We start from the raw sequence: 22,260 nt of genomic DNA, 5'->3' as shown, positions 1-22,260 counted from the left end.
GTCAATCCTCAGCTATCTGCACGTCGTGGTGACGACGCGCCTGGCCGAACTGCACCGTGACAGTGAGCGCGGCGAGCCGGGCCAGCTCGCGCGGTGGCGGCGCGGCGGTGGCGACCACCACCAACAGGCGACGGGCGGCTGGCTGACAGTGCTGCGCGGCGCGGGCGTGCTGCTCGGCGGCGTCCAGCAGCGCGGCCACCTCGGCCTCGCCGGTGGCCGGCGGGTCGAGCACCCCGGCGTCGAGCAGTGGTCGCAGCGGGCCGAAGGTGGCGCCGAGCGCGGCGGTGTCGATGCCGGCGACGCGGACCTGACCGGGCGGCGCGGTGGCGACCAGCCGCAGCACCAGCGCCCGCAGCAGCCCGGCGACCTGCGGATCCCGGGCGTCGGTGTGCAGGGCGAGGTGGTGACCGCCGCCGAGCGGGACCAGCACCGGAAAGGCGCCGTCCGCTGTGGACGCCTCGCCGATCCGCACCGCGGCCGGCGCGTCGGTCAGCGGGGTGACACTCGGGGTGGGGGTGGCCAGGGCACCGCCGAGGCGGGCGAGGCGGGTCACCAGGTCGTCGGCGCCGACCGGCGCGACGGCGGTCGGTGCCGCCCCCAGGACGCTGCGGGCAGTGTCCAGATGCGCCCGAGCCGCCCGGTGGGAGTTGACCGCCTGCCCGTACGCCGACGCGAGCCTGCCCACCCTCTGCCCCCAACGCCACGGCCGTCTGGTCCCAGGAACCCTAACGGACACCGGCGGCACCCGGACAGTCCTGCGAGGACGTGTCACGCCGGGCCGGTCAGGCGGGGCCGCACGCCGCCGGGCCGGACGCGTCGGCCGCCCCGCAGTGGAACACCTCCACCGGCGCCCTCGCCACGTCGGGCACCTGCTCGACCCGCATCAGGGCCAGCCGCTTGTCGACCGGCTCCCCCGAGTCGGGCGTGAACCGGATCAGCCCGGCCACCCCCGGGTAGCCCTGCCCGGCGTTCTGCCGGAGCACTTCCGCGTGCACGCCCACCGGGTTGACCGAATCCGGCTCCCAGCGTTGCCGGGGGTCGGCGTGGTGCAGCCGGGCGGCGAGGCTCTCCACCGCCCGGACCAGCATCATCGACGCGTCGTAGGCGAGGCTGACCCGCTCGCCGACCTGCTCCTCGGAGCCCGGCCGGCAGCGCGGCGGGTCGAGCAGGTCGTCGGCCTGGATCCAGGACAGAAAGCTGGCCCGGGCGTCGTCGCGCCGGTCCTGGGCGGCCCGCAGCACGGCGCAGGTGGCCAGGGACGCCTTGGAGACGTACGTGACGGGCAGGTTGCCGGGCGCGGCGGCGCGCAGCCCCGGGTTGGCCATGTACCGGTTGGCCGAGTCGTCGGCGACGAGGTGCCGGGGCGGGTTGCCGCCGCACTCGCGCAGCGCCCGCAGGAAACCGTCGAACTCCGACCAGCGACCGGCGTAGAAGAGCATCCCGGGGTAGCCGCACTCGTCGGTCAGCCGCTGCCCGGTGCGCCACTCGTCGAGGCGGGTGATCCGGGGGCCGAACTGTTGTCGGAGCCCGTCGACGAGGGTGCCCACGTAGAGGTCCTCGGTGAGCGAGCTGCCCTCCAGTGTGGTGTAGAAGACGTGCGCCTCGTTGACCTTCAGCACCTGCCTGGCGTACGCGTCGACCAGTTTCACCTGGTCCTTGTTCGGTGCGGAGATCTGGAGGTAGAGGCGGGAGTTGGCGTCCATCCTGTCGGCGGAGAGGGTGGGTGCCAGCACCGGCAGCCCGACCTGGTTCAGCTCGCGCAGCGCGCGGGCGGTGCTGGTGCGGCTCTCCACCAGCCCGACCACCCCGAGCACCGTGGGGTCGTCCCGGGCCAGCTCGGCCAGCATCGCCACGGCCCGGTCGGCGTAGATCATCTGGCGGCCACCGTTGGCCACCACGATCCGCAGCAGCGCGGCGCCGTCGGCGCCGGCCGACTCCTTCAGCAACGCGTACTGGGCGGTGGCCATCCCTTCGAGCTCCTCGCGCTCGGAGACGTACGACTCCTCGTCCGCGCGGGTCCGATTGCCGGTGAGGGTGCCGAGGTAGACCAGGGTGAGGAAGGGCCGTCGTCGGTCGCTGCGCTGCCAGACCTCCTCGGCGGCGCGGTTCTGCGCGAAGATGCGCTCCTGAACTGTGCGCAGCCGGTCCTGGCCGGGGTCGTTGTTGAACACCTGCGCGGCGCTGTCGCTGTAGCCGACACACTCGCCGCTGCCGACCACCTCGACCGAGACCTGGCCGGTGAGCGAGGGGTGACAGCCCGGCCCCCACCGGCTGGCCACCCACAGGCCGAGCACCGCCACCAGCACCAGGCAGAGCGCCGTCGGCAGGAAGCGCCGCGACCACCACGGCGGGTCGGGCGCGGAGAAGGGCCGCAGCCCGCCACGTGACGGTGGGCCGGTGTCGGTCTCGTCGGGACGCAGCGCCACCAGCCAGGTGGCCGGGCGGCGCAGCCGTCGCATCTCCGGCAGCGCCCCGGCCCACTCGTCGTACGCCTCGTCGGCCTCGGTCAACGGGTGCGGTTCGGGCAGGTCCGGTGGGGGTTGCCCACCGGACGCGACGATCAGCAGCGGGTCGTTGCGGCCGGTCTCGGTGCGGACGTCGCCGATCAGGCGGACCAGCTCCCCGCCGACGTTGCCGGGGGCGACGTTGTCGATCAGCAGAGCCGGGTACGCGGTGCGCCGCCAGTCCGACGGGCGCCACGGCCGACGCCGGTACGCCTGCCGCAGGTCCTCCAGAAACGCATGCAGCAGCAGCTTGTTGACCTGGTCGGGTTGCTCCCCGTCGCGCCAGCCCGCGGTGAGGCGCTCGGCGAAGCCGAGGAAGGTGACCGACTGCCGGGGCGCCAGATACTGCTGGCGCATGAACCAGTTGTAGTGCCGCCCGAGCACCGGCACCCGACCGGAGACGGCGGCCCGGAAGACCACCCCCGGCACGGCACGGCGGACCAGCCAGAGCAGCACCTGCGAGACGATGCTGACCGCGTCGCCGCCGGAGGGCAACGCCTCCGGCGTGCGCGGGCCCTTGCGGTCGCGCAGCCGGCGGACCAGGGCGGCGCGGCTGTCGTCGGCGTCGATGCCCAGGTTGAGGCTCTGCTGCATCAGCCAGTCGGCGAGCGGATAGTGCCGGAAGCGCAGTCGGGCGGCGCCGAAGGCCTCCAGGGAGAGTTGCCGGTGCAGCTCGCGCAGCAGCGCCGGCACGTCCCCGGCGCCGGGCGGCGCGTCGGCGTCCAGCACGGCGTGCGGGACCCGCCGCCGGGGGGCCCTGACCGAGGAACCGGCGCAGCGGCACCATCAGATCCGCTGTGTCGGAGCGGACCAGCCACAGCAGCGGCAGCCGGCGGTCACCGCGACGGGGTCGCCGCAACAGCCGGGCGAGCAGCGCGAACAACTCCAAGCCGCCGGCCGGTAGCCGTTCCCGGCCCGCTGTCGACTGCCTCTGCCCGGTCAACTCCCGCCCGGGAACCTCCGACCGTCGCATGCATCACCTCCGATCCACTCAGTGTGACGCATCATGTACAGGCGGGCGCCGGCCGGCGGCCGAGCGCCCACAGGGGACGCTCGACCTCCGGCCGGTACGGGTACGACGGTGTGGATCCGGTGCTGTGCTCAGGTCAGCCGGTGACGGCGTTCAGCGCCGGCAGGTATCCGTAGCGGTAGCCGTCGGCGTCCGGGTGGTACGCCTCGATGATCCCGGAGATGTCGTTGATCCACGGGTCGCCGGCGCAGACGCCGTGTCCGGCGAAGGTGCGCCGGGTGTCGGCGAAGGTGGCGCCTGCCGCGCTGGCCCGGCCAGCCGTGACCGAGGCGAGCACGTCGGCGGCCTCGTTGAGGATGGTGCGCTTGTAGGTGCTCATCGCCAACCACCCGCAGGAGCCGGTCTCGAACAGTCGCGGGTAGCCGAGGACGATCAGCCGGGCGTTGGGCGCCCGGTTGCGGATGGCGGCGTAGGTGGCGTCCAGCCGGGCGGGCAGCGTCGTGGTGGCGAAGTTCTTCGCAGTGTTGACGGCGTTGGTGCAGGACGAGGTGCTGCCGAACCGGCAACTGGTGATGACGTTGACGAAACCGGCGTCGTTGCCGCCGATGGTGATGGTGACCAGCGTGGTGCTGGCGCTGAGCGCGCTGACCTGGTCGTTGAGCACGTCGGCGGTGACCGCGCCGCCACAGGCCTGGAAGTTGAAGCTGGTCACGCCATGGGCGGCCGCCCAGAGCGGTGCGTACGACTTCTGGCTGCGCAGGCAGCCGGACGAGTCGTAGGGGCCAGCGCCGACGCCGGAGGAGTACGAGTCGCCGAGCGCGACGTAGTTGACGGCGGCGGCGTGGGCGGCGCCGGGCACGAGCACCACGCCGAGGGCGGCGGTGAGGAGTGCGACCAGCACGGCCAGGACGCGGGCGAGCGGGCGGTGGGGCATGAGGGACCTCCACAGGACAGGGGTGGTGGGATCCTGCGACCGCGCGTGGCCAGGGATGATCTGTTGTTACTAGTCGGTAATGCTATCGAAACATGCAGATCAATGGAATGGCTGGACGGCACCGCGTGCCGGGCCGGCGACGTTCACAGTTGTCGATTAGGTTGGCCTGGCGAACACCCGATGGAGGGAGTCCACCCCGTGCGACGAGTCCTCACGGCGGCCACCACCGCCCTGACCCTCACCACCGCCGGCACCATGCTCGCCGGCACCCCCGGCCAGGCCGCCCCGACGGGCTGGGGCCGTCCGGTCGTCTCCGCCGCGCCGCAACCCGGCGCGCCCGGACTGGGCGACAGCTACTTCCCCGACTACGGCAACGGCGGCTACGACGTCGAGCACTACGACGTCCGGCTGCGCTACGAACCGGCCACCGACCTGCTCACCGGCACCACCACCATCCTCGCCACCGCCACTGCGGACCTCTCGACGTTCAATCTGGACTTTCTGCTCGACGTCGAGTCGGTCCGGGTCAACGGTTGGGCGGCGAGCACCAGCACCGCGGGGGCGCACGAGTTGGTGGTCACCCCGGCCCGCACGGTGACCCGGGGCCAGCAGCTCACCATCGTCGTGCGCTACTCCGGTGTCCCGTCGGAGGCCCTGGTCAACGGCTACACCGGCTGGACGCGTACCGACGACGGCGCCCTCGCCGTCAACGAGCCCGAGTCGGCGTGGTGGTGGTTCCCGAGCAACGACCACCCACTGGACAAGGCCACCTACGACATCTCGGTGTCGGTGCCCACCGGCGTCGAGGTGATCAGCAACGGCGTGCAGCCGAGGCCACCGCTGGCCGAGGCTGGCAACCGCACCCGGTGGATCTGGCGGACCACCTCCCCCACCGCCACCTACCTGGCCTTCATGGCCATCGGCCAGTACGACATCGTCACCGACACCGCCCCGAGCGGCCAGCCGGTGATCAACGCGTACAGCACCTCGCTGGGCGCCCTCGGGCCGGCCGCGCGGGCCAGCATCGAGCGGACCGCCGAGATCGTCGACTGGGAGAGCGGGATCTTCGGCCCGTACCCGTTCGAGGCGCAGGGCGGCGTGGCCGGGCCGGTCGACGGCATCAGCTTCGCCCTGGAGACGCAGACCCGACCGGTGTACGGGCCGGGCTTCTGGCGACGCGGCGCCAACACCTACGTGGTGACGCACGAGTTGGCCCACCAGTGGTTCGGCGACTCGGTCTCGGTGGCCGACTGGCGCAACATCTGGCTCAACGAGGGCTTCGCCTCGTACGCCGAGTGGCTCTGGTCAGAGGAGCAGGGTGAGGGCACCGCCCAGGAGGTCTTCGACTTCACCTACGCCAGTTACCCGGCCGACGACGAGTTCTGGCAGGTGCTGCCTGGTGACCCGGGCGCCGCTCGGGTCTTCGACAACGCCGTCTACGACCGGGGCGCGATGACCCTGCACCAGCTGCGGCTGGCCGTCGGCGACGACGCGTTCTTCGAGATCCTGCCGACCTGGACCGCCGAGCGCCGCTACGGCAACGGCACCATCGAGCAGTTCCAGGCCCTGGCCGAACGGATCTCCGGGCTGGACCTGGACGACCTGTTCACCACCTGGCTGTTCACCGCCGGCCGACCCGAGGTGGCCAGCGCCGCCCGTAAGGCGGCCCCGCCGACCGAGCCCAAATCCTGGGCCAAGATCCGCGAGTCGCACCGTCTGATGTCGCACTAGGAGTCTCGACCGGGCTGAAGATCCGCGCAACTTCAGGGATGTAGGTGCCTCCGCGGCACCCCAGGCACCACTTTCCCTGTTGTTGCGCGGATCTTGGCTTGGGCCTCAGGAAGGCGTCGCCCTGTCCCGAAAGCGGGCCGCCGGGGTGACCGCTGTCTCAGCGGTTCGCCACCGGCCCGGCGGTGACCAACTCCCGGAGCCGGACCCCACCCCACCGCACCGCACCGGCTTCGGCGGGCGCGATGACGCAGACCGCACCGCTGGGCCGGACGATGCGGGCGGCCCGGAACGCCGCTCGTCGTACCGGATGGCGGGGTCGCGGAACGACAAGCGCGAGAGTTGCCGCGCGGCCGCGCTGGCGGTCCAGGGCGACGCCCGCCGCCGTCGTGGCGATCGCCGCCGCGGCTCCGGCGAGGACGAGCGTCTGCCGGGGCCCGGCGTGTTCGGCGAGCCAGCCGAGCAGCGGGGCGCCGACCGCGGCGGAGACCGAGCCGGTGACCGCCAGGGCGGCGAGCACCCGGCCCCGCATCGCGCCGTCGGTGTCGAGCTGGGCGCGGGTGCCGACGGTGGTGTCGATGACCACCGCGGCGGCGGCGATCGGCAGGATCACCGCGGCGAAACTCCAGGTACCCGGCGCCAGGCCGGCGACGATCTGCAACCCGCTGGCGAACAGGCCCGCGACGACGAGCGTCCGGTAGCCCAGGGAACGCCGCCGGGCCGCGACGAGCGCGCCCACCACCGTTCCGACAGCGAACACTGTCGACAGCAGGCCGTAACCGGAGGCGCCGGCGTCCAGCGGCCCGTCGCTCATCGCGGCCATGGTCACCTGGTAGTTGCGGCCCAGGCTGCCGAGCACGAACGACAGGGCGAGCGCGAGGAGCAGCACCGGCTGCCCGCGCAGGTAGGCGAACCCGGCGCGGACACCGTCCCGGGCCCGGCCGGCGTCCGGGACCGGGAGGCCGGGCACGGCTCCCGGACGTACGGCGAACAGCGCCACCACCACGGCGGCGAAGCTGGCCGCGTTGATGCCGAACAGCAGGGCGGGTCCGACGGCGGCCACCACCACGGCGCCGAGGCTCATGCCGAGGATGCGGCCGGCGGAGTTGGTGAGCGAGCCGAGCGCCAGCGCGTTGCCCAGCGTCTCCCGGTCGACGAGGCTGGCGGCCCAGCGCCCCATCACCGGGCCCTCGATCGCCGAGACGGCACCGCTGGCCAGCGAGATGGCGAAGATCAGCGGCAGGCCGCCGACCCCGGTCAGGGCGACCGCGGCCAGTCCGCCGGCGAGCACCGCGTGGGCGCCCTGGGCGGCGATCAGCAACGGTCGGGCGGGCAACCGGTCGGCCAGCACGCCACCCCAGACGCTGAGCAGCAGCGTGGGCGCCGCCTGGAGCAGCACGGCGAAGCCCATGGACGTCGCCGAGCCCGTTTCCTTCAGGACGTACCAGTTGACCCCGAGGACCTGCATCCAGGTGCCGATGACGGAGATGAAGCCGGCGAGTGCCCAGATCCGGTAGTTGCGGTGGCGCAACGCGGCGAAGGTGGCACCTCTGGCCACGACGAACCTCCAGCGATCGGCAGCATGATCATTCACACCGATCGCGGCGCGGTTCGGCAGCCGGTAAGTCTTGCCGGCTTAAACCTCTTTGCCCACATTTGTGAGCGGCTTCACCAACGGGAATGTCCGGCCGGTGCGGCAGCGGACCTGCCGCACCGACCGGACGCCCGCACCTCAGCGAGCGGCGAGAGCCTGCGCTGCCGGGCCCACCGGGGCCGGCAGCGCACCGACACCGCCCAGATAGCCGTGGATGGCGGCGGCGACCGCCCGCCCCTCGGCGATGGCCCAGACGATCAACGAAGCGCCCCGGTGCATGTCACCGGCCACGAACACCCCGTCGGCGTCGGTCTGCCAGTCGTCACGGGCGTCGATGGCGCCCCGAGGGTTGCGGGTGACACCGAACTGGGCCAGCAACGGCTGCTGCTCGGTGCCCTCGAAACCGATCGCCAGCAGCACCAGATCAGCCGGCAACTCCCGCTCCGAGCCCGGCACCGCTGTGACGACCCGCCGGCCGTCGCGCTTCTCCACCGTCACCTCGGCGATCCGCACCGCCCGCACCTGGCCGGTGCCGTCGTCCACGAACTCCTGCACCGCCACGGCGAAGACCCGCTCGCCACCCTCCTCGTGCGCCGGGTAGCTGCGCAGTACCCACGGCCAGGTCGGCCACGGGTCCCGTGCCTCGTCGCGCTCCTGCGGCGGCTGCGGGTACAGGTCGAGCTGGTGCACGCCCGCGGCGCCCTGGCGGTGCGCGACACCGAGACAGTCGGCCGCCGTGTCACCGCCGCCGATGATCACCACGTGCTTGCCGGCCGCGTCGATCGGCGTGCCGTCCGGCAACACCGCCGGCGCCAGGCGACGCTCGGCGGTGGCCACCACGCCGGCCTGGTCGGTGGCCGCGGTGGCGACCGCGCGATTCGCCGCGACCAGGTGCGCCATCGCCTGGTGTACGCCCCGAAGCGCCCGCCCCGGGGTCTCCGGCGTGTCCCGGCCCTGCAACGCCCCACAGGCCAGCAGCACCGCGTCGTGTTCGGCGCGCAACTGCTCGGCGGTCACGTCCACCCCGACGTTCACGCCGGTGCGGAAGCGCACCCCCTCGGCGGTGAGCTGGGCCAGCCGGGCATCGATGTGCCGCTTCTCCAACTTGAAGTCGGGAATGCCGTACCGGAGCAGGCCACCGATCGCGTCGTCGCGTTCGTACACCGTCACCGCGTGACCGGCGCGGACCAGCTGCTGTGCGGCGGCGAGACCGGCGGGCCCGGAGCCGACGACGGCGACCGACCGGCCCGACGGCGCAGGCACCGGACCGGGGGTGAACCCCCGCGCCGCGGCGGCGTCGGCGATTTCCACCTCGACCTGCTTGATGGTCACCGGTTGACCGCCGGAGATGCCGAGCACGCAGGCCGCCTCGCAGGGCGCCGGGCAGAGCCGGCCGGTGAACTCCGGGAAGTTGTTGGTCGCGTGCAGCGACTCCACAGCGGCGTCCCAGTTGCCGGTACGCACCAGGTCGTTCCAGTCCGGGATGCGATTGCCCAGCGGGCAGCCGTCGTGGCAGAACGGGATGCCGCAGTCCATGCATCGCGTGGCCTGCTCACGGACCAGTTCCTCGCCGGCCGGCGGGTACACCTCCCGCCAGTCGCTGATCCGCACCGGCACCGGGCGGCGGGCCGGCAGCCGCCGGTCGTAGCGCAGGAAACCGTTCGGGTCAGGCACGTGCCACCTCCTGGGCAGCCACCCGCGGAGCGGGCGGCACCGGCGCGGCGGGCGCGCTGAGCGCGCCCATCACCGCGTCGTCGACGTCGCGGCCGGCTGCTTCGGCGGCCCGCATGATCTCCAGCACCCGGCGGTAGTCGCGGGGTACCACAGCGGTGAACTCGGCCACCGCCTCCGGCCACCGCTTGAGCAGCTCCTCGGCGACCGCCGACCCGGTCTCAGCCACGTGCCGTTGGACCAGCTCGTGTAGCAGCGACTGCTCCTGCTCGCCCAGCGGCAACAGGTCGACCAGTTCCACGTTGACGCGGGCCCGGTCCAGGTGGTGCACGTACGCCGTGCCGCCGGACATGCCCGCCGCGAAGTTCCGGCCGGTCGCGCCCAGCACCACCACCGTGCCGCCGGTCATGTACTCGCAACCATGGTCGCCCACGCCCTCGACCACGGCGATCGCGCCAGAGTTACGGACCGCGAACCGCTCCCCCACCCGGCCGCGCAGGAAGACCTCGCCCGCCGTGGCCCCGTACAGGATGGTGTTGCCGGCGATGATCTGATCCTCGGCCCGCTGGCCCGGCTCGGCATCCGGGTCGAGGAACGGGGCGGCAGCGTCCGGACGGACGATGAGCCGACCCCCGGAGAGGCCCTTGCCCACGTAGTCGTTGGCGTCGCCGTGCAGGCGCAGGGTCACCCCGCGCGGCAGGAACGCGCCGAACGACTGCCCAGCCGTGCCGTGCAGCACGAACTCGATGGTGTCCTCGGGAAGGCCGGCCCCGCCGAAGCGACGCGTCACCTCACCGCCGAGCATCGCGCCGACGCTGCGGTGCTCGTTGCGCACCGCAACCTCGACCCGCACCGGCGCCCCGTCCTCCAGGGCCGGACGGGCCAGTGCGATCAGCTCGTTGTCGAGCGCCTGCTCCAGGCCGTGATCCTGCGCGCGGACCCCGCGTCGGGCCGCGCCGGCGGGCAGCTCCGGCAGGTGCAGGACGGGCGCCAGGTCCAACCCGTGCGCCTTCCAGTGCGTCACCGCCGGGGCCACGTCGAGCAGCTCGGACTGCCCGATCGCCTCCTCGATCGACCGGAAACCCAGCTCGGCCAGGTACCCCCGGACCTCCTCGGCGAGGAAGAGGAAGAAGTTCTCCACGAACTCCGGCTTGCCGGTGAAGCGTTCCCGCAGCACCGGATTCTGGGTGGCGATGCCGACCGGGCAGGTGTCCAGGTGGCAGACCCGCATCATCACGCAGCCCTCGACGATCAGCGGCGCGGTCGCGAAGCCGAACTCCTCCGCGCCGAGCAGCGCCGCGATCAGCACGTCCCGGCCGGTCTTGAGCTGGCCGTCGACCTGCACGGTGACCCGGTCGCGCAGCTTGTTGAGCAACAGCGTCTGCTGCGCCTCGGCCAGCCCCAGCTCCCACGGGGTGCCGGCGTGCTTGAGCGAGTTCATCGGGGAGGCGCCCGTGCCGCCGTCGTGGCCGGAGATCAGGATGACGTCCGCCTTGAGCTTCGCCACCCCGGCGGCGACGGTGCCGACGCCGACCTCGCTGACCAGCTTGACGTGCACCCGGGCCGCCGGGTTGACGCACTTCAGGTCGTGCACCAACTGGGCGAGGTCCTCGATGGAGTAGATGTCGTGGTGCGGCGGCGGGGAGATCAGACCCACGCCGGGGGTGGCGTGCCGGGTCCGGGCGATCCACGGCCAGACCTTGTTGCCGGGCAGCTGACCGCCCTCGCCCGGCTTGGCGCCCTGGGCCATCTTGATCTGGAGGTCGTCCGCGTTGACCAGGTATTCGCTGGTCACACCGAAGCGGCCGCTGGCGATCTGCTTGACCGCCGAACGCCGGGCCGGGTCGTGCAGCCGTTCGACGTCCTCGCCGCCCTCGCCGGTGTTGGACTTGCCGCCGAGCCGGTTCATGGCGATGGCGAGCGTCTCGTGCGCCTCCGCCGAGATCGACCCGTACGACATGGCACCGGTGGCGAACCGCTTGACGATCTCGGTGGCCGGCTCGACCTCCTCGATCGGCACCGCCGGACGGAGCCCGGTGCGCACTGTGAACAACCCGCGAAGCGAGCCGGCCTGCGCGGCGAGCGCGTCGACCTTGGCGGTGTACTGCCGGAAGACGTCGTACTGCCGGCTGCGGGTGGCGTGCTGCAGCAGGAAGACCGTCTCCGGGTTGAACAGGTGCAGCTCACCCTCGCGGCGCCACTGGTACTCGCCACCGACCTCCAACCGGTCGGAGGTGGCGGTGCCGGCCGGCGGCCAGGCCAGCGCGTGTCGGGCGGCCACCTCGGTGTGCACGCCGGCGAGACCCACCCCGCCGATGCGGCTGGGGGTGCCCCGGAAGTAGCGCTCGACAAGCCGGCTGTCCAGGCCGACCGCCTCGAAGACCTGCGCACCGCAGTACGAGGAGACCGTCGAGATGCCCATCTTGGACATGATCTTCAGGACGCCCTTGCCGAGCGCCTTCGCGTAGTTGCGCACCGCGGCGGCCGGCTCCACCCCAACCAGCGCGCCAGTGTGGATCATGTCCTCGACCGACTCGAACGCCAGGTACGGGTTGACCGCCGCCGCGCCGTAGCCGATCAGCACCGCCGCGTGGTGCACCTCCCGGCAGTCCCCGGACTCGACGATCAGCGCCGCCCGCGTACGGGTCTGCTCGCGGACCAGGTGCTGGTGCACGGCGGCGGTGAGCAGCAGCGACGGAATCGGCGCCAGGTCGGCGTTGGAGTCCCGGTCGGAGAGCACCAGGATGCGCACGCCGTCCTCGATCGCCTCGGAGACGTGCCGACAGATCTCGGTCAGCCGCGCCTTGATCCCGGCGGCGCCCTCCCGGATCCGGTACAGCCCGGAGACCCGGACCGCCTTGAAGCCGGGCAGGTCGCCGTCCTCGTCGATGGAGAGGATCTTCGCCAGCTCGTCGTTGTCGATGATCGGGTGCGGAAGCACGATCTGCCGGCAGCTCGCCGCGCCCGGGTCGAGCAGGTTGCCCTCCGGCCCGATGGTCGACGCCAGACTGGTCACCAGTTCCTCGCGGATGGCGTCCAGCGGCGGGTTGGTGACCTGGGCGAAGAGCTGGTGGAAGTAGTCGTAGAGCAGCCGCGGCCGGGTCGACAGCGGCGAGATCGGGGTGTCCGTACCCATCGAGCCGAGCGGCTCGGCGCCGGTGCGGGCCATCGGCCCGAGCAGGATCTTCAGCTCTTCCACTGTGTAGCCGAAGGTCTGCTGCCGGCGGCGCACCGAGTCGTGCGTGTAGACGGTGTGCTCGCGGGCCGGCAGGTCGTTCAGCTCGATCAGCCCGGCGTGCAGCCACTCGCCGTACGGCTGGGCGGCGGCCAACTCCGACTTGATCTCCTCGTCGTGCACGATCCGCCCGGCCACTGTGTCGACCAGGAACATCCGGCCCGGCTGGAGTCGTCCCTTGGCGACCACGTGGGCCGGGTCCAGGTCGAGGACGCCCGCCTCGGAACCGAGCACCACGAGGCCGTCGTCGGTCTGCCACCAGCGCCCCGGGCGCAGCCCGTTGCGGTCCAGCACCGCGCCGACGATCTCGCCGTCGGTGAAGGCCACCGACGCCGGACCGTCCCACGGCTCCATCAGGCTGGCGTGGAAGCGGTAGAAGGCGCGCTTGGCCGGGTCCATCCCCGGGTCGTTCTCCCAGGCCTCGGGGATCATCATGAGCACCGCGTGCGGCAGGCTCCGCCCGGCCAGGTGCAGCAACTCCAGGACCTCGTCGAAGTTCGCCGAGTCGGAGGCGGCGGGGGTGCAGACCGGGAAGACCCGCCGGATGTTGCCCGGCACGTTCGGCGAGCGCAGGAGCGCCTCGCGGGCCTGCATCCAGTTGCGGTTGCCCCGGATCGTGTTGATCTCGCCGTTGTGGGCGATGAACCGGTACGGGTGCGCCAGCGGCCAGGACGGGAAGGTGTTGGTGGAGAAGCGGGAGTGCACCAGCGCGATGGCGCTGTCCACCCGCTCGTCGCGCAGGTCCGGGTAGAACGCCGGCAACTGGTCGGGCGTGAGCATGCCCTTGTAGACCATGGTGCGGCTGGACAGCGACGGGAAGTACGCCGGAACGCCGCGCTCGGCGGTCTCCCGTTCGGCCTGCTTGCGCAGGCAGAAGGCCACCCGGTCCAGCTCGATGCCGCGCAGCGGGGAGCCGGCCGGCCCGTCGGGCGCGTCGGTGAGGCGGTGCGCGGCCAGGAAGAGCTGCCGCACCCGGGGCATCGCCGCGAGGGCGGTCTCGCCCAGGTCACTCGGGTCGATCGGCACGTCCCGCCAGCCGAGCAGGTCGGCGCCCTCGACCACTGCGTACTTCTCGACCACCCGGCGGGCACGCGCCTCGGCGGCATCGTCGTCGGGAAGGAAGACCAGCCCCGTGGCGTACTCGCCCGCTGGGGGAAGCGCGACGTCGGCCACCGCGCGCAGGAACGCGTCGGGCACCTGGATCATGATGCCGGCGCCGTCGCCGGTGTTCGGCTCCGCGCCACGGGCGCCCCGGTGGTCCAGCCGACAGAGCGCGCCGAGCCCATTGGCGACGACCGAGTGTGAACGCCGGCCGTGCAGGTCCGCCACGAAGGCCACGCCGCAGGCATCGTGCTCCTGCGCTGGGTCGTAGAGGCCCTGGGCGGACGGACGGGGGTGGGGCGTCGGGGACGCCTGCGGGCTGTGCGGGTGCGGCTGTTCTGTGTCCGCGTACGGCTGAGCCACCGGGCCTCCTGTCGTCACTCAGGTTGGATCATGGTGGGGACGACGTCGGCCCGTGGGTCTATTGAGTCTACGTTAGGGCCGGGGCCGCACGGCCACCCGAGATTGATCACACCGTCCACTGGCTGGGACGTGTAGTCTCGCGCGGTGGATCCGCTACACAAGCACGTCTTCGACCGGTTGGAACGCTTCTACGATGCGGTGCCCCGCGACGTCGCCGGTGCGGAGGAGCATGGCGGGCTGGTGCTGTTCGTCCGCGAAGGTGCCGGCTGGCCGTTCTACGCCCGCCCCCGGATCGACGCCACTGAGCCGCCGTCGCTTGCCGATGTGGTCTCGGTCCGCGAGCGCCAGCGGAAGCTGGGCCTGCCAGAAGCCTTCGAGTGGGTGCACGAGACGACCCCGGAGCTGCTGGCGGTGGCCCGCTCGGCGGGACTCAGCGTGCTGGAGGCGCCGCTGATGGTGCTCGACCCGAGCGCGCTGCCCGACCCGGCGACGCTCTCCGACGCGGCGGTGCGGGTGCTGGCAGCTGACTCCCCCGGCTTCGCCGCCGATGTCGCCGCCCGCCGCGCGGTGGCAGCGGTGGCGTTCGCCGCCGCCGGCACCGCACCCGGCGAGGCCGGCCCGGCCGAACGCGACGCCGCCGTCACCGAACTCGAACTGGCCGCGCTCGACGAGGAGCGCGTCCGGATCGCCGACGGGCGACGGATCTCCGCGCTGGCCGGCACGCCGACCGAGGGCGCGCTGGCCAGCGGCATGGCGATGCGGGTGGACGACGTCGCGGAGATCGCCGGGGTGGCCACCCTGCCGTCCGCCCGACGACGCGGGCTGGGCGCCGCGCTCACCGCCACCCTGGCCCGGGAACTACTGGCGGCCGGCACCGAGCTTGTCTTCCTCTCCGCGGGCAGCGAGGAGATCGCGCGGGTCTACCTGCGGGTCGGCTTCCGCCGAATCGGCACCGCCTGCATCGCCGAACCCGCCGCGCTCATCCCCTGACCGCCCCGCTCCGCTGACCTGCCTCGCGGCGGAGGTCAGGTCGGTGGGCGCCACTGGGCGGCGGAGGCTGCGGCGCTGGAGAGCAGTCGGGAATTGATCGTGCCCAGTGCGGCGTCCCGGGCGCGCAGCGCCAACCGGCCGCGGGTCTGGAGCACCGCCGACATCCGCCGGGTCTGCCGGACCACTGTCGCGGCCCGGGGGCGGCGCACCCGGTCGTACGCCTGGACGGCGTCGGGCAGCCGGGCCTCCCGCAGCAGCGACGCGAGCGTGGCGGCGTCCTCGAACGCGAGGCAGGCGCCCTGCCCGAGGTGCGGCGGCATGGCGTGCGCCGCGTCGCCGAGCAGCACCACCCCACCGGGCCCGACCGGAAAGCCGTACGCCCTGGGCAGCGGGCGCAGCTCGCGGACCTCCTGTTGAACCAGGTCGGTCGGGTCGGTGGCGTCGAGCAGCGCGCCGACCGGAGCGGGCCAGCCCGCGTACCAGCGGCGCAGCAGGGCGAGCTGGGTCTCCGGTGGTTCCGGGCGGGGCGCGCCGGCGGCGGTGGCCACCCAGTAGATGCCGCCCCGGCTGGACCCGCCCGAGGAGCCCCGCTCGCCCAGCGACGCGGCCACGAACCGGTAACCCGCGCCGAGAATCTCACCGGCCAGCGGCTGATCGTCGGGGAGTCGAGGTGCCTGGTACCAGGGGATGACGGCCCGCCAGGCGGCACACCCGGAGCTGACCACCCGGGACTCGGGCGCGAGTTGGCGGCGGATGCCGCTGTCCGTACCGTCGGCGGCCACCACCAGATCGGCCTCGATTGTGTGCCGCCCGTCGCTGACTCCCGGCCGCTCGCCCGGCTCGACGCGGACGTGGCGCACGGTCACCCCGGTCCGCAACTCGACCCGCTCGCCGAGGCCGGCGATCAGCGCGTCGTGCAGATCCTCCCGATGCACCACCACCGGCATCCGGTCGGCCGGGATGGGCCGGGGCTGCACGAGCCAGTGCCCGTCCGGGCGACGGACCCCGCCGTCGGGCAACGGGGTGGCGATGGCGGCCAGGCCGGCGCCGAGGCCGAGGGCCTGGAGCGCGCGGACGCCGTTGGGCCAGAGCACCACTGCGGTCGGCTCGGGTCGGACCCGTTCGGCGCGTTCCAACACTGTGACCTGCCAGCCGGAACGAGCCAGCGCGCCGGCCACCGCGAGGCCACCGACCCCTGCGCCGACCACCACCGCGCTTCGCATCGGTGCCGCTCAGCTGTCCCGGTCGGCGGGACGCGCGCCGGTGGCGTCGGCCCGGTCGGTGCGAGCGGCGGACGGTTCGTCTACCGGCTCGTCGTCGCTCGGCGTGAGGTCGGCGGCCGCCGTGTCGTCGGACGGCTGGCCATCATCCGGCCGGGAGTCGTCGTCGTTCGCCGGCGGTACGACGCCGGTGTCCTGCCAGGCGGCGTACTGCTCCTCGCTCACCACCCGGTAGCCCTCCGGCGCGGCGGCCCGCGTGGGGGTCTCCCGCTCGGAGAGGTCGACCTGGGACAGGTCGGACGTGGGGGGCGGGGTCGTCGTCGCCGGGCCGAGCGGGATCAGGTAGTCCCGAGGGCCACGCACCCGTACGAAGTAGATCAGGGCGCCGAGAAAGACCAGGGCGGCGGTCCAGACGTTGAGCCGGACGCCGAGGATCTGGTTGGCCTCGTCGGTGCGCATCAGTTCGATCCAGAACCGGCCGACGGTGTAACCCATCACGTAGAGCGCAAACGCCCGGCCCCGGCCCAGCTTCAGCCGGCGGTCAAGGATGAGGACCAGAGCTACGACGCCAAGGTTCCACAGCGCCTCGTAGAGGAAGGTCGGCTGGTAGAGACCCGGTTCGAGGATCGGCTGCCCGGCGTCGTCGCGGAGGGCGTGCCCGGGGTTGTCCGGGTCCATCCGGTGGATCTCCAGACCCCACGGCAGGGTCGTCCGGCCACCGAAGAGCTCGTTGTTGAACCAGTTGCCGATGCGGCCGACGGCCTGGGCCAGCGGCAGCCCGGGGGCCAGCGCGTCGGCCACCACGCCGAACGGAATGCCGAGCTGTCGGGCCGCGATCCAGGCACCGAGCGCGCCACCGGCGACCGCGCCCCAGATGCCGAGACCGCCCTCCCAGATGGCGAACGCCTTCATCGGGTCACCACCGGCGCCGAAGTACTTCTCGGGTGAGGTGACCACGTGGTAGATCCGGGCGCCGATGATGCCGGCGGGCACCGCCCAGACGGCAATGTCGAGCACCGCGCCGGGCGCGACGCCGCGCTGCCGTAGCCGGCGCTCCGTCACCCAGCAGGCCAGCACGATGCCGGCGATGATGCAGAGCGCGTAGGCCCGGATCGGCACCGGCCCGAGCTGCCAGACAGCGGTGCTGGGGCTGGGCAGGGCCGCCTGGGGGGAGAGCGAGGCGAGGGTCACGGGTGCACACGCTACCGCTGCACACCCCCGCAGCGGCACCCCGGGCCGCTGGAGGGCGCATCCCGGTGACTTCTGGTTTGCGCCGCCGTAGGCTCTTTGTCCATGAGCGCGCTCACCTGGGCGGTCGCCGCGGTCGTCACCGACGACACCGGTCGGGTGCTGCTCTGCCAGCAGGGTCGGGGTGCCCGCCGCTACGCGTTGCCCGGCGGGCGGCTGCGCCCGGCCGAGAGCCCGGTGCGGGCGGCGCTACGGGACATTCGCGCGGAGACCGGCTGGGACATCGAGCTGACCGACCTGGTCGGCATATACCAGGTGAGCGGCCCTTCGGGGGAGGCCGCGGCGGGACGCGCCGGCCCGCTTCCGGACGTCCTCGTGCACGTGTTCCGGGCCCGCGCGGCCGGGGTTCGACCCGCCACCGACCCACCCCCGGGCTGCCGATTGTCCTGGCACTCCGCCGACGGGCTGCCCGAGGTGGTCACCCCGCTCACCCGGGCCGCCGTCACCGACGCGACCGCCGGCTGCTCCGGCGTGCTCCGCGACGTCAGCTGCGTGCCCGGCACCGTCGCCCCCGCGCCGCTGCCAGCAGCTCGCCCCGCCGAGGGCAGCCAGCCGCCAGCCGACCAGGACGTGCGGCGCCCGGGGACCGGCCGGGACGAGCAGCGACCCGCGACCGGCCGGGACACGCAGCGGCCCGGGATCGGTCAGGACGGGCATCCGGGAGCGGGGCAGCCGCCGGAGCAACGCGGCGAGGCCCCGGACCGGTCCCTGCACCCCTGACAAGTCGCAACCGTCCCGAGGTCATCCGCGAGGTCGCGAACAGCCTCGTCCGCCAGGCCACATCCGATTGAGCGGTATACCTGTGAGTCATATTTATGACTCACAGGTATACCGCTCAACAGACAGACATGCCCCAGCGCTCCGACCGGCCGACCGACGCGCCGGCACGAGCGCCGAGGGTTGAGCCGGGCCGGGCTCGGCGGGGCCGGGCTCGGCGAGCGCCGGGGTTCAGCGGGTGGGGTTACGGACGCCCTCGGCGAGTTCGGCGCTGAGCGTGCGCAGGGCGGCCAGCCCGTCGGCCTCGGTGGGCGCGTCGAGCACACACCGGACCAGCGCGCTGCCCACGATCACCCCATCGGCGTAACCGGCGACGGTGCCGGCCTGCGCGCCGGTACCCACACCCAGGCCGACACCGATCGGCAGGTCGGTGACCGCACGGGCCCGGGAGACCAGCGTCGGGGCGGCGTCGGAGGTACGCGCCCGGGCACCGGTCACCCCCATCACGGCGGTCGCGTAGACGAAGCCGCGGCAGTGCTGCACCGTCATCGCCAGTCGGGCGTCGGTGGACGACGGTGAGACCAGGAACGTGCGGTCCAGCCCGTGCGCGTCCGAGGCGGCCAGCCACTCGTCGGCCTCGTCGGGGATGAGGTCCGGGGTGATCAGGCCGGTGCCGCCGGCGGAGGCCAGGTCACGGGCGAAGACGTCCACGCCGTACCGCTCGACGGGGTTCCAGTAGGTCATGGTGACCACCGGAGCGCCGGTGGCCGCGACCGCCTCGATGATGCGCATCGTGTCCGCGGTGCGTACGCCCCCGGCCAACGCGATGTCGCTGGCCCGCTGGATCACCGGCCCGTCCATCACCGGGTCGGAGTAGGGGATCTCCACCTCGATCACGTCGACGCCGGCCTCGACCATGGCGGTCATCGCGGCGATGCTGCCTTCGACGGTAGGGAACCCGGCCGGCATGCAGCCGACCAGCAGTGCCCGTCCGTCGGCGCGGGCCTTGTCGAAGGCCACCCCGATCCGGCTCATCTCACCGCTCCTTGTCGAGGATGCCGAAGTAGTCGCCGGCGGTGTGCACGTCCTTGTCGCCCCGCCCGGAGAGGTTGACCACGATGGTGGGCTCCCGGCCCAGCTCCGCGGCGAGCTTCGGAGCCAGCGCGACGGTGCCGGCGAGCGCATGTGCGCTCTCGATCGCCGGGATGATGCCCTCGGTACGGCAGAGCAGCTCGAACGCGGCCATCGCCTCGTCGTCGGTGACCGGCAGGTAGTTCGCCCGGCCGGTGTCGTGCAGCCACGCGTGCTCGGGCCCGACGCCCGGGTAGTCCAGGCCGGCGGAGATCGAGTGCGACTCCAGGGTCTGTCCGTCAGCGTCCTGGAGCACGAAGGTACGGGTGCCGTGCAGCACTCCGGCCGACCCGCCGGTGATGCTCGCCGCGTGCCGGCCGGTGGCGACCCCGTCGCCACCGGCTTCGAAGCCGTACAGCCGCACGGCCTCGTCGCCCACGAACGCGTGGAAGATGCCCAGCGCGTTGGAGCCGCCGCCGACACAGGCGGTGACGGCGTCCGGCAACCCACCGGTGAGGTCGAGGCACTGCTGACGGGCCTCGTCACCGATGCCCCGGACGAAGTCGCGCACCATCGCCGGGAACGGGTGCGGGCCCGCGGCGGTGCCGATCAGGTAGTGCGTCTCGTCGACGTTGGCCACCCAGTCGCGCATCGCCTCGTTCATCGCGTCCTTGAGGGTGCGCGAGCCGTTGGTGACCGGGATGACGGTCGCGCCGAGCATCCGCATCCGGGCAACGTTGAGCGCCTGCCGCTCGGTGTCGACCTGGCCCATGTAGACCACACACTCCAGGTCGAAAAGGGCGGCGGCGGTCGCGGTGGCGACACCGTGCTGGCCGGCACCGGTCTCCGCGATCACCCGGGTCTTGCCCATCCGCTTGGTGAGCAGCGCCTGGCCCAGCACGTTGCGCACCTTGTGCGCACCCGTGTGGTTCAGGTCCTCGCGCTTGAGCAGCACCCGCGCGCCGACCTTCGCAGAGAACCGCCGGGCCTCGTAGAGCAGCGAAGGCGTGCCGGCGTAGTCGCGCAACAGCGCACCGAACTCCGCCCGGAAGGACTCGTCCGTCATCGCCGTACGCCACGCCCCGTCGAGCTCGTCCAGCGCGGCCACCAGGGCCTCGGGAACGAACCGACCGCCGAAGCGGCCGAAGTGGCCGGCGGAGTCGGGCTGCGGGCCGGCCACCGGGGCCAGCGCGTCGGCGCTCATCGGGAATCCTCTCGGTGGGACGTCAGACCGGCGCGGGGTCAGCGCACCGGCCGGGGCGTTGCCGGGTGGTTGCCGGCGTTGACCAACTCGGCGACCGCCTCGCGGGGGCTCTTCTGGGTGACCAGGCCCTCGCCCACGAGGACCGCGTCGGCGCCCGCGGAGGCGTACCGGATCAGGTCGTGCGGGCCACGAACGCCGGATTCGGCGATCTTGACGACGCTGCTGGGCAGGCCCGGCGCGATCCGCTCGAACACCGACCGGTCGACCTCCAGGGTACGCAGGTCACGGGCGTTGACCCCGATCACCTGCGCACCGGCCTCCAGCGCACGGTCGGCCTCTTCCTCGTCGTGCACCTCGACCAGGGCGGTCATGCCCAGCGACTCGATCCGCTCCAGCAGGCCCATCAGGACGTTCTGCTCGAGTGCGGCGACGATCAGCAGAACCAGGTCGGCGCCGTGCGCGCGGGCCTCGTGGATCTGATAGCTGGAGACCACGAAGTCCTTACGCAGCACCGGCACGGTGACCGCCGCACGGACGGCCGCCAGGTCGTCCAGCGAACCGCCGAACCAGCGCCCCTCGGTCAGCACGCTGATCGCACGCGCCCCACCGGCCGCGTAGTCGACCGCGAGGTCGGCCGGATCGGCGATCTCGGCCAGCCGGCCCTTGGACGGCGACGAGCGCTTCACCTCGGCGATCACGGCCACGCCGGGCTTGCGCAGCGCCGCGTACGCGTCCATGGGCGGCGGCGCCGCCGCTGCCAGTTCACGGATCCGCTCCAGCGGAACCTGCTCCTGGCGTCGGGCGACGTCTTCACGCACGCCGGCCAGAATCTCGTCGAGCACGCTTACGGACGCTGCCTGGCCGGCCTCGTCCCCCTCCGCGTGCGCATGCTCAGCAGTCACGAACGGACTCCCCTCTCCGGGCGTCATGGGCCGATGCTAGGGGCAGCCGACCGACGCCGAATGCCGGGGGTATGGCGCTGCTCACGAAAAGGGCTGCGGCATAATGGCCGACTTGCCGTGAAGGGGTTGTCACGCAGCGCCACCTCCGGTATCGACCACCGTCACGCGGTATGGAGCCTGGCGGCCGCAGTCAGACCGGGCCGATCCATCGATCATGCCACCAGTTTCCGCTCGCCGCCTGACGGCAGCGATGCCAATCGATGCTGTGAGCAAGCTCAAGGCCGAACGGACGGTGCCTGGTCACGGCCGAGGCGAGACAGTTGACCGGGCGGTCACCGCGGCGAAACGTCGACGGGCGAGCATCGTCCTCGGGCAGACTCGATGGCGCGCCTGCCCCGACCGCAGCAACTCCTCGTGCGAGGTGACCATGAGCATTTCCGAGCCGAACCAGACCATCGGACTGACCACCATCTCGCGGACGGTGGCATCGCTCGCCGTCGGCGTGGTGCACACCGTGGAACGGGCCGTGGTGGGCGAGGGACGGATGCGGACGGCACGGGGCAACGCCTGGGAGGCGGTCTGCGCCGACCGGGCCCGCGCCGACCAACGCGCCGAGCTGAACCGCCTGGTCGCCGAGCTGACCGCCGCCCGCGCCGCCAGTAGCCGCGCCCAGTGGGAGCGCCAGCCGGTCGGCTGACCGCCCGCCGGCCGCCGCGTCAGCCGGTCACCGCGTCAGTCGGCCGTCGGGTCCTCGCCCCGGTCCAGCGCGTCCCACGCCTCGGTGGTCCGCCGCCCCGCCAACGGCGTC

At 72.9% G+C, this 22,260-nt stretch carries 15 protein-coding genes; 4 read left to right on the top strand and 11 right to left on the bottom strand.

Annotated features, from left to right (window positions below; translation table 11 throughout):
• Nucleotide 1 precedes the first annotated feature (1 nt).
• The 3 genes from GUI43_RS30255 to GUI43_RS30245 all read right to left on the bottom strand — a co-directional run bounded on the left by GUI43_RS30255 (nucleotide 2) and on the right by GUI43_RS30245 (nucleotide 4,408).
• Nucleotides 2-685 (bottom strand): hypothetical protein, encoded by a 684-nt coding sequence (locus GUI43_RS30255; RefSeq protein WP_211326781.1) that lies wholly within the window; start codon nucleotides 683-685, stop codon nucleotides 2-4.
• A 97-nt stretch (nucleotides 686-782) separates the two neighbouring features.
• The gene (locus GUI43_RS30250) at nucleotides 783-3,233 is read right to left on the bottom strand and encodes a type 1 periplasmic-binding domain-containing protein (protein ID WP_249037883.1); all 2,451 of its coding nucleotides are present in this window, start codon (nucleotides 3,231-3,233) and stop codon (nucleotides 783-785) included.
• A gap of 377 nt (nucleotides 3,234-3,610) precedes the next feature.
• On the bottom strand, nucleotides 3,611-4,408 hold the full coding sequence (locus tag GUI43_RS30245; RefSeq protein WP_112700319.1) for an SGNH/GDSL hydrolase family protein: 798 nt from the start codon (nucleotides 4,406-4,408) through the stop codon (nucleotides 3,611-3,613).
• A gap of 198 nt (nucleotides 4,409-4,606) precedes the next feature.
• Here GUI43_RS30245 and GUI43_RS30240 point away from each other — a divergent pair, with 198 nt between their 5' ends.
• A complete protein-coding gene (locus GUI43_RS30240; RefSeq protein WP_112700320.1) occupies nucleotides 4,607-6,139 on the top strand; it encodes a M1 family metallopeptidase in 1,533 nt (510 codons plus the stop codon).
• Between the two features lie 157 nt (nucleotides 6,140-6,296).
• Here the strand turns inward: GUI43_RS30240 and GUI43_RS30235 are convergent, their stop codons facing one another.
• The 3 genes from GUI43_RS30235 to gltB all read right to left on the bottom strand — a co-directional run bounded on the left by GUI43_RS30235 (nucleotide 6,297) and on the right by gltB (nucleotide 14,100).
• Nucleotides 6,297-7,694, bottom strand: a complete 1,398-nt coding sequence (locus tag GUI43_RS30235; protein ID WP_112700318.1) for an MFS transporter — start codon at nucleotides 7,692-7,694, stop codon at nucleotides 6,297-6,299.
• A 174-nt stretch (nucleotides 7,695-7,868) separates the two neighbouring features.
• Nucleotides 7,869-9,404 (bottom strand): glutamate synthase subunit beta, encoded by a 1,536-nt coding sequence (locus GUI43_RS30230; RefSeq protein ID WP_112606067.1) that lies wholly within the window; start codon nucleotides 9,402-9,404, stop codon nucleotides 7,869-7,871.
• Nucleotides 9,397-14,100: a glutamate synthase large subunit gene (gltB, locus tag GUI43_RS30225; RefSeq protein WP_112700317.1), complete on the bottom strand. Its 4,704-nt coding sequence runs from the start codon at nucleotides 14,098-14,100 to the stop codon at nucleotides 9,397-9,399. Before gltB ends, GUI43_RS30230 begins: the two co-directional genes overlap by 8 nt.
• A 144-nt stretch (nucleotides 14,101-14,244) precedes the next feature.
• Here gltB and GUI43_RS30220 point away from each other — a divergent pair, with 144 nt between their 5' ends.
• Nucleotides 14,245-15,090: a GNAT family N-acetyltransferase gene (locus tag GUI43_RS30220; protein ID WP_112582713.1), complete on the top strand. Its 846-nt coding sequence runs from the start codon at nucleotides 14,245-14,247 to the stop codon at nucleotides 15,088-15,090.
• A gap of 35 nt (nucleotides 15,091-15,125) precedes the next feature.
• Here GUI43_RS30220 and GUI43_RS30215 read toward each other — a convergent pair whose 3' ends face one another.
• Nucleotides 15,126-16,313 carry an FAD-dependent oxidoreductase gene (locus GUI43_RS30215; protein WP_112582714.1) on the bottom strand — a complete coding sequence of 396 codons (1,188 nt, stop codon included), beginning with the start codon at nucleotides 16,311-16,313 and terminating at the stop codon, nucleotides 15,126-15,128.
• A 9-nt stretch (nucleotides 16,314-16,322) separates the two neighbouring features.
• Complete coding sequence (gene lgt, locus GUI43_RS30210; RefSeq protein WP_112700316.1) at nucleotides 16,323-17,501, bottom strand: prolipoprotein diacylglyceryl transferase; 1,179 nt, start codon at nucleotides 17,499-17,501, stop codon at nucleotides 16,323-16,325.
• Between the two features lie 102 nt (nucleotides 17,502-17,603).
• On the opposite strand from lgt, the gene GUI43_RS30205 reads away from it, so the two are divergent.
• Nucleotides 17,604-18,278: an NUDIX hydrolase gene (locus tag GUI43_RS30205; protein ID WP_112700315.1), complete on the top strand. Its 675-nt coding sequence runs from the start codon at nucleotides 17,604-17,606 to the stop codon at nucleotides 18,276-18,278.
• 228 nt (nucleotides 18,279-18,506) lie between these two features.
• On the opposite strand, the gene trpA is transcribed toward GUI43_RS30205, so the two are convergent.
• Genes trpA through trpC form a run of 3 tightly spaced genes read right to left on the bottom strand, consistent with a single transcriptional unit; the run spans nucleotide 18,507 to nucleotide 21,392 of the window.
• Complete coding sequence (gene trpA, locus GUI43_RS30200) at nucleotides 18,507-19,310, bottom strand: tryptophan synthase subunit alpha (RefSeq protein WP_091407799.1); 804 nt, start codon at nucleotides 19,308-19,310, stop codon at nucleotides 18,507-18,509.
• Between the two features lies 1 nt (nucleotide 19,311).
• Nucleotides 19,312-20,550 (bottom strand): tryptophan synthase subunit beta, encoded by a 1,239-nt coding sequence (gene trpB / locus GUI43_RS30195; protein ID WP_112700314.1) that lies wholly within the window; start codon nucleotides 20,548-20,550, stop codon nucleotides 19,312-19,314.
• A 38-nt stretch (nucleotides 20,551-20,588) separates the two neighbouring features.
• On the bottom strand, nucleotides 20,589-21,392 hold the full coding sequence (gene trpC / locus GUI43_RS30190; RefSeq protein ID WP_030334428.1) for an indole-3-glycerol phosphate synthase TrpC: 804 nt from the start codon (nucleotides 21,390-21,392) through the stop codon (nucleotides 20,589-20,591).
• A gap of 487 nt (nucleotides 21,393-21,879) precedes the next feature.
• Here trpC and GUI43_RS30185 point away from each other — a divergent pair, with 487 nt between their 5' ends.
• Nucleotides 21,880-22,149, top strand: a complete 270-nt coding sequence (locus GUI43_RS30185; RefSeq protein ID WP_112582822.1) for a hypothetical protein — start codon at nucleotides 21,880-21,882, stop codon at nucleotides 22,147-22,149.
• Nucleotides 22,150-22,260: the final 111 nt, after the last annotated feature.

The sequence above is a fragment of the Micromonospora noduli genome, assembly GCF_003264365.1.
Classification (GTDB): Bacteria; Actinomycetota; Actinomycetes; order Mycobacteriales; family Micromonosporaceae; genus Micromonospora; species Micromonospora noduli.
This window is presented reverse-complemented; position numbering and strand designations above follow the sequence as displayed.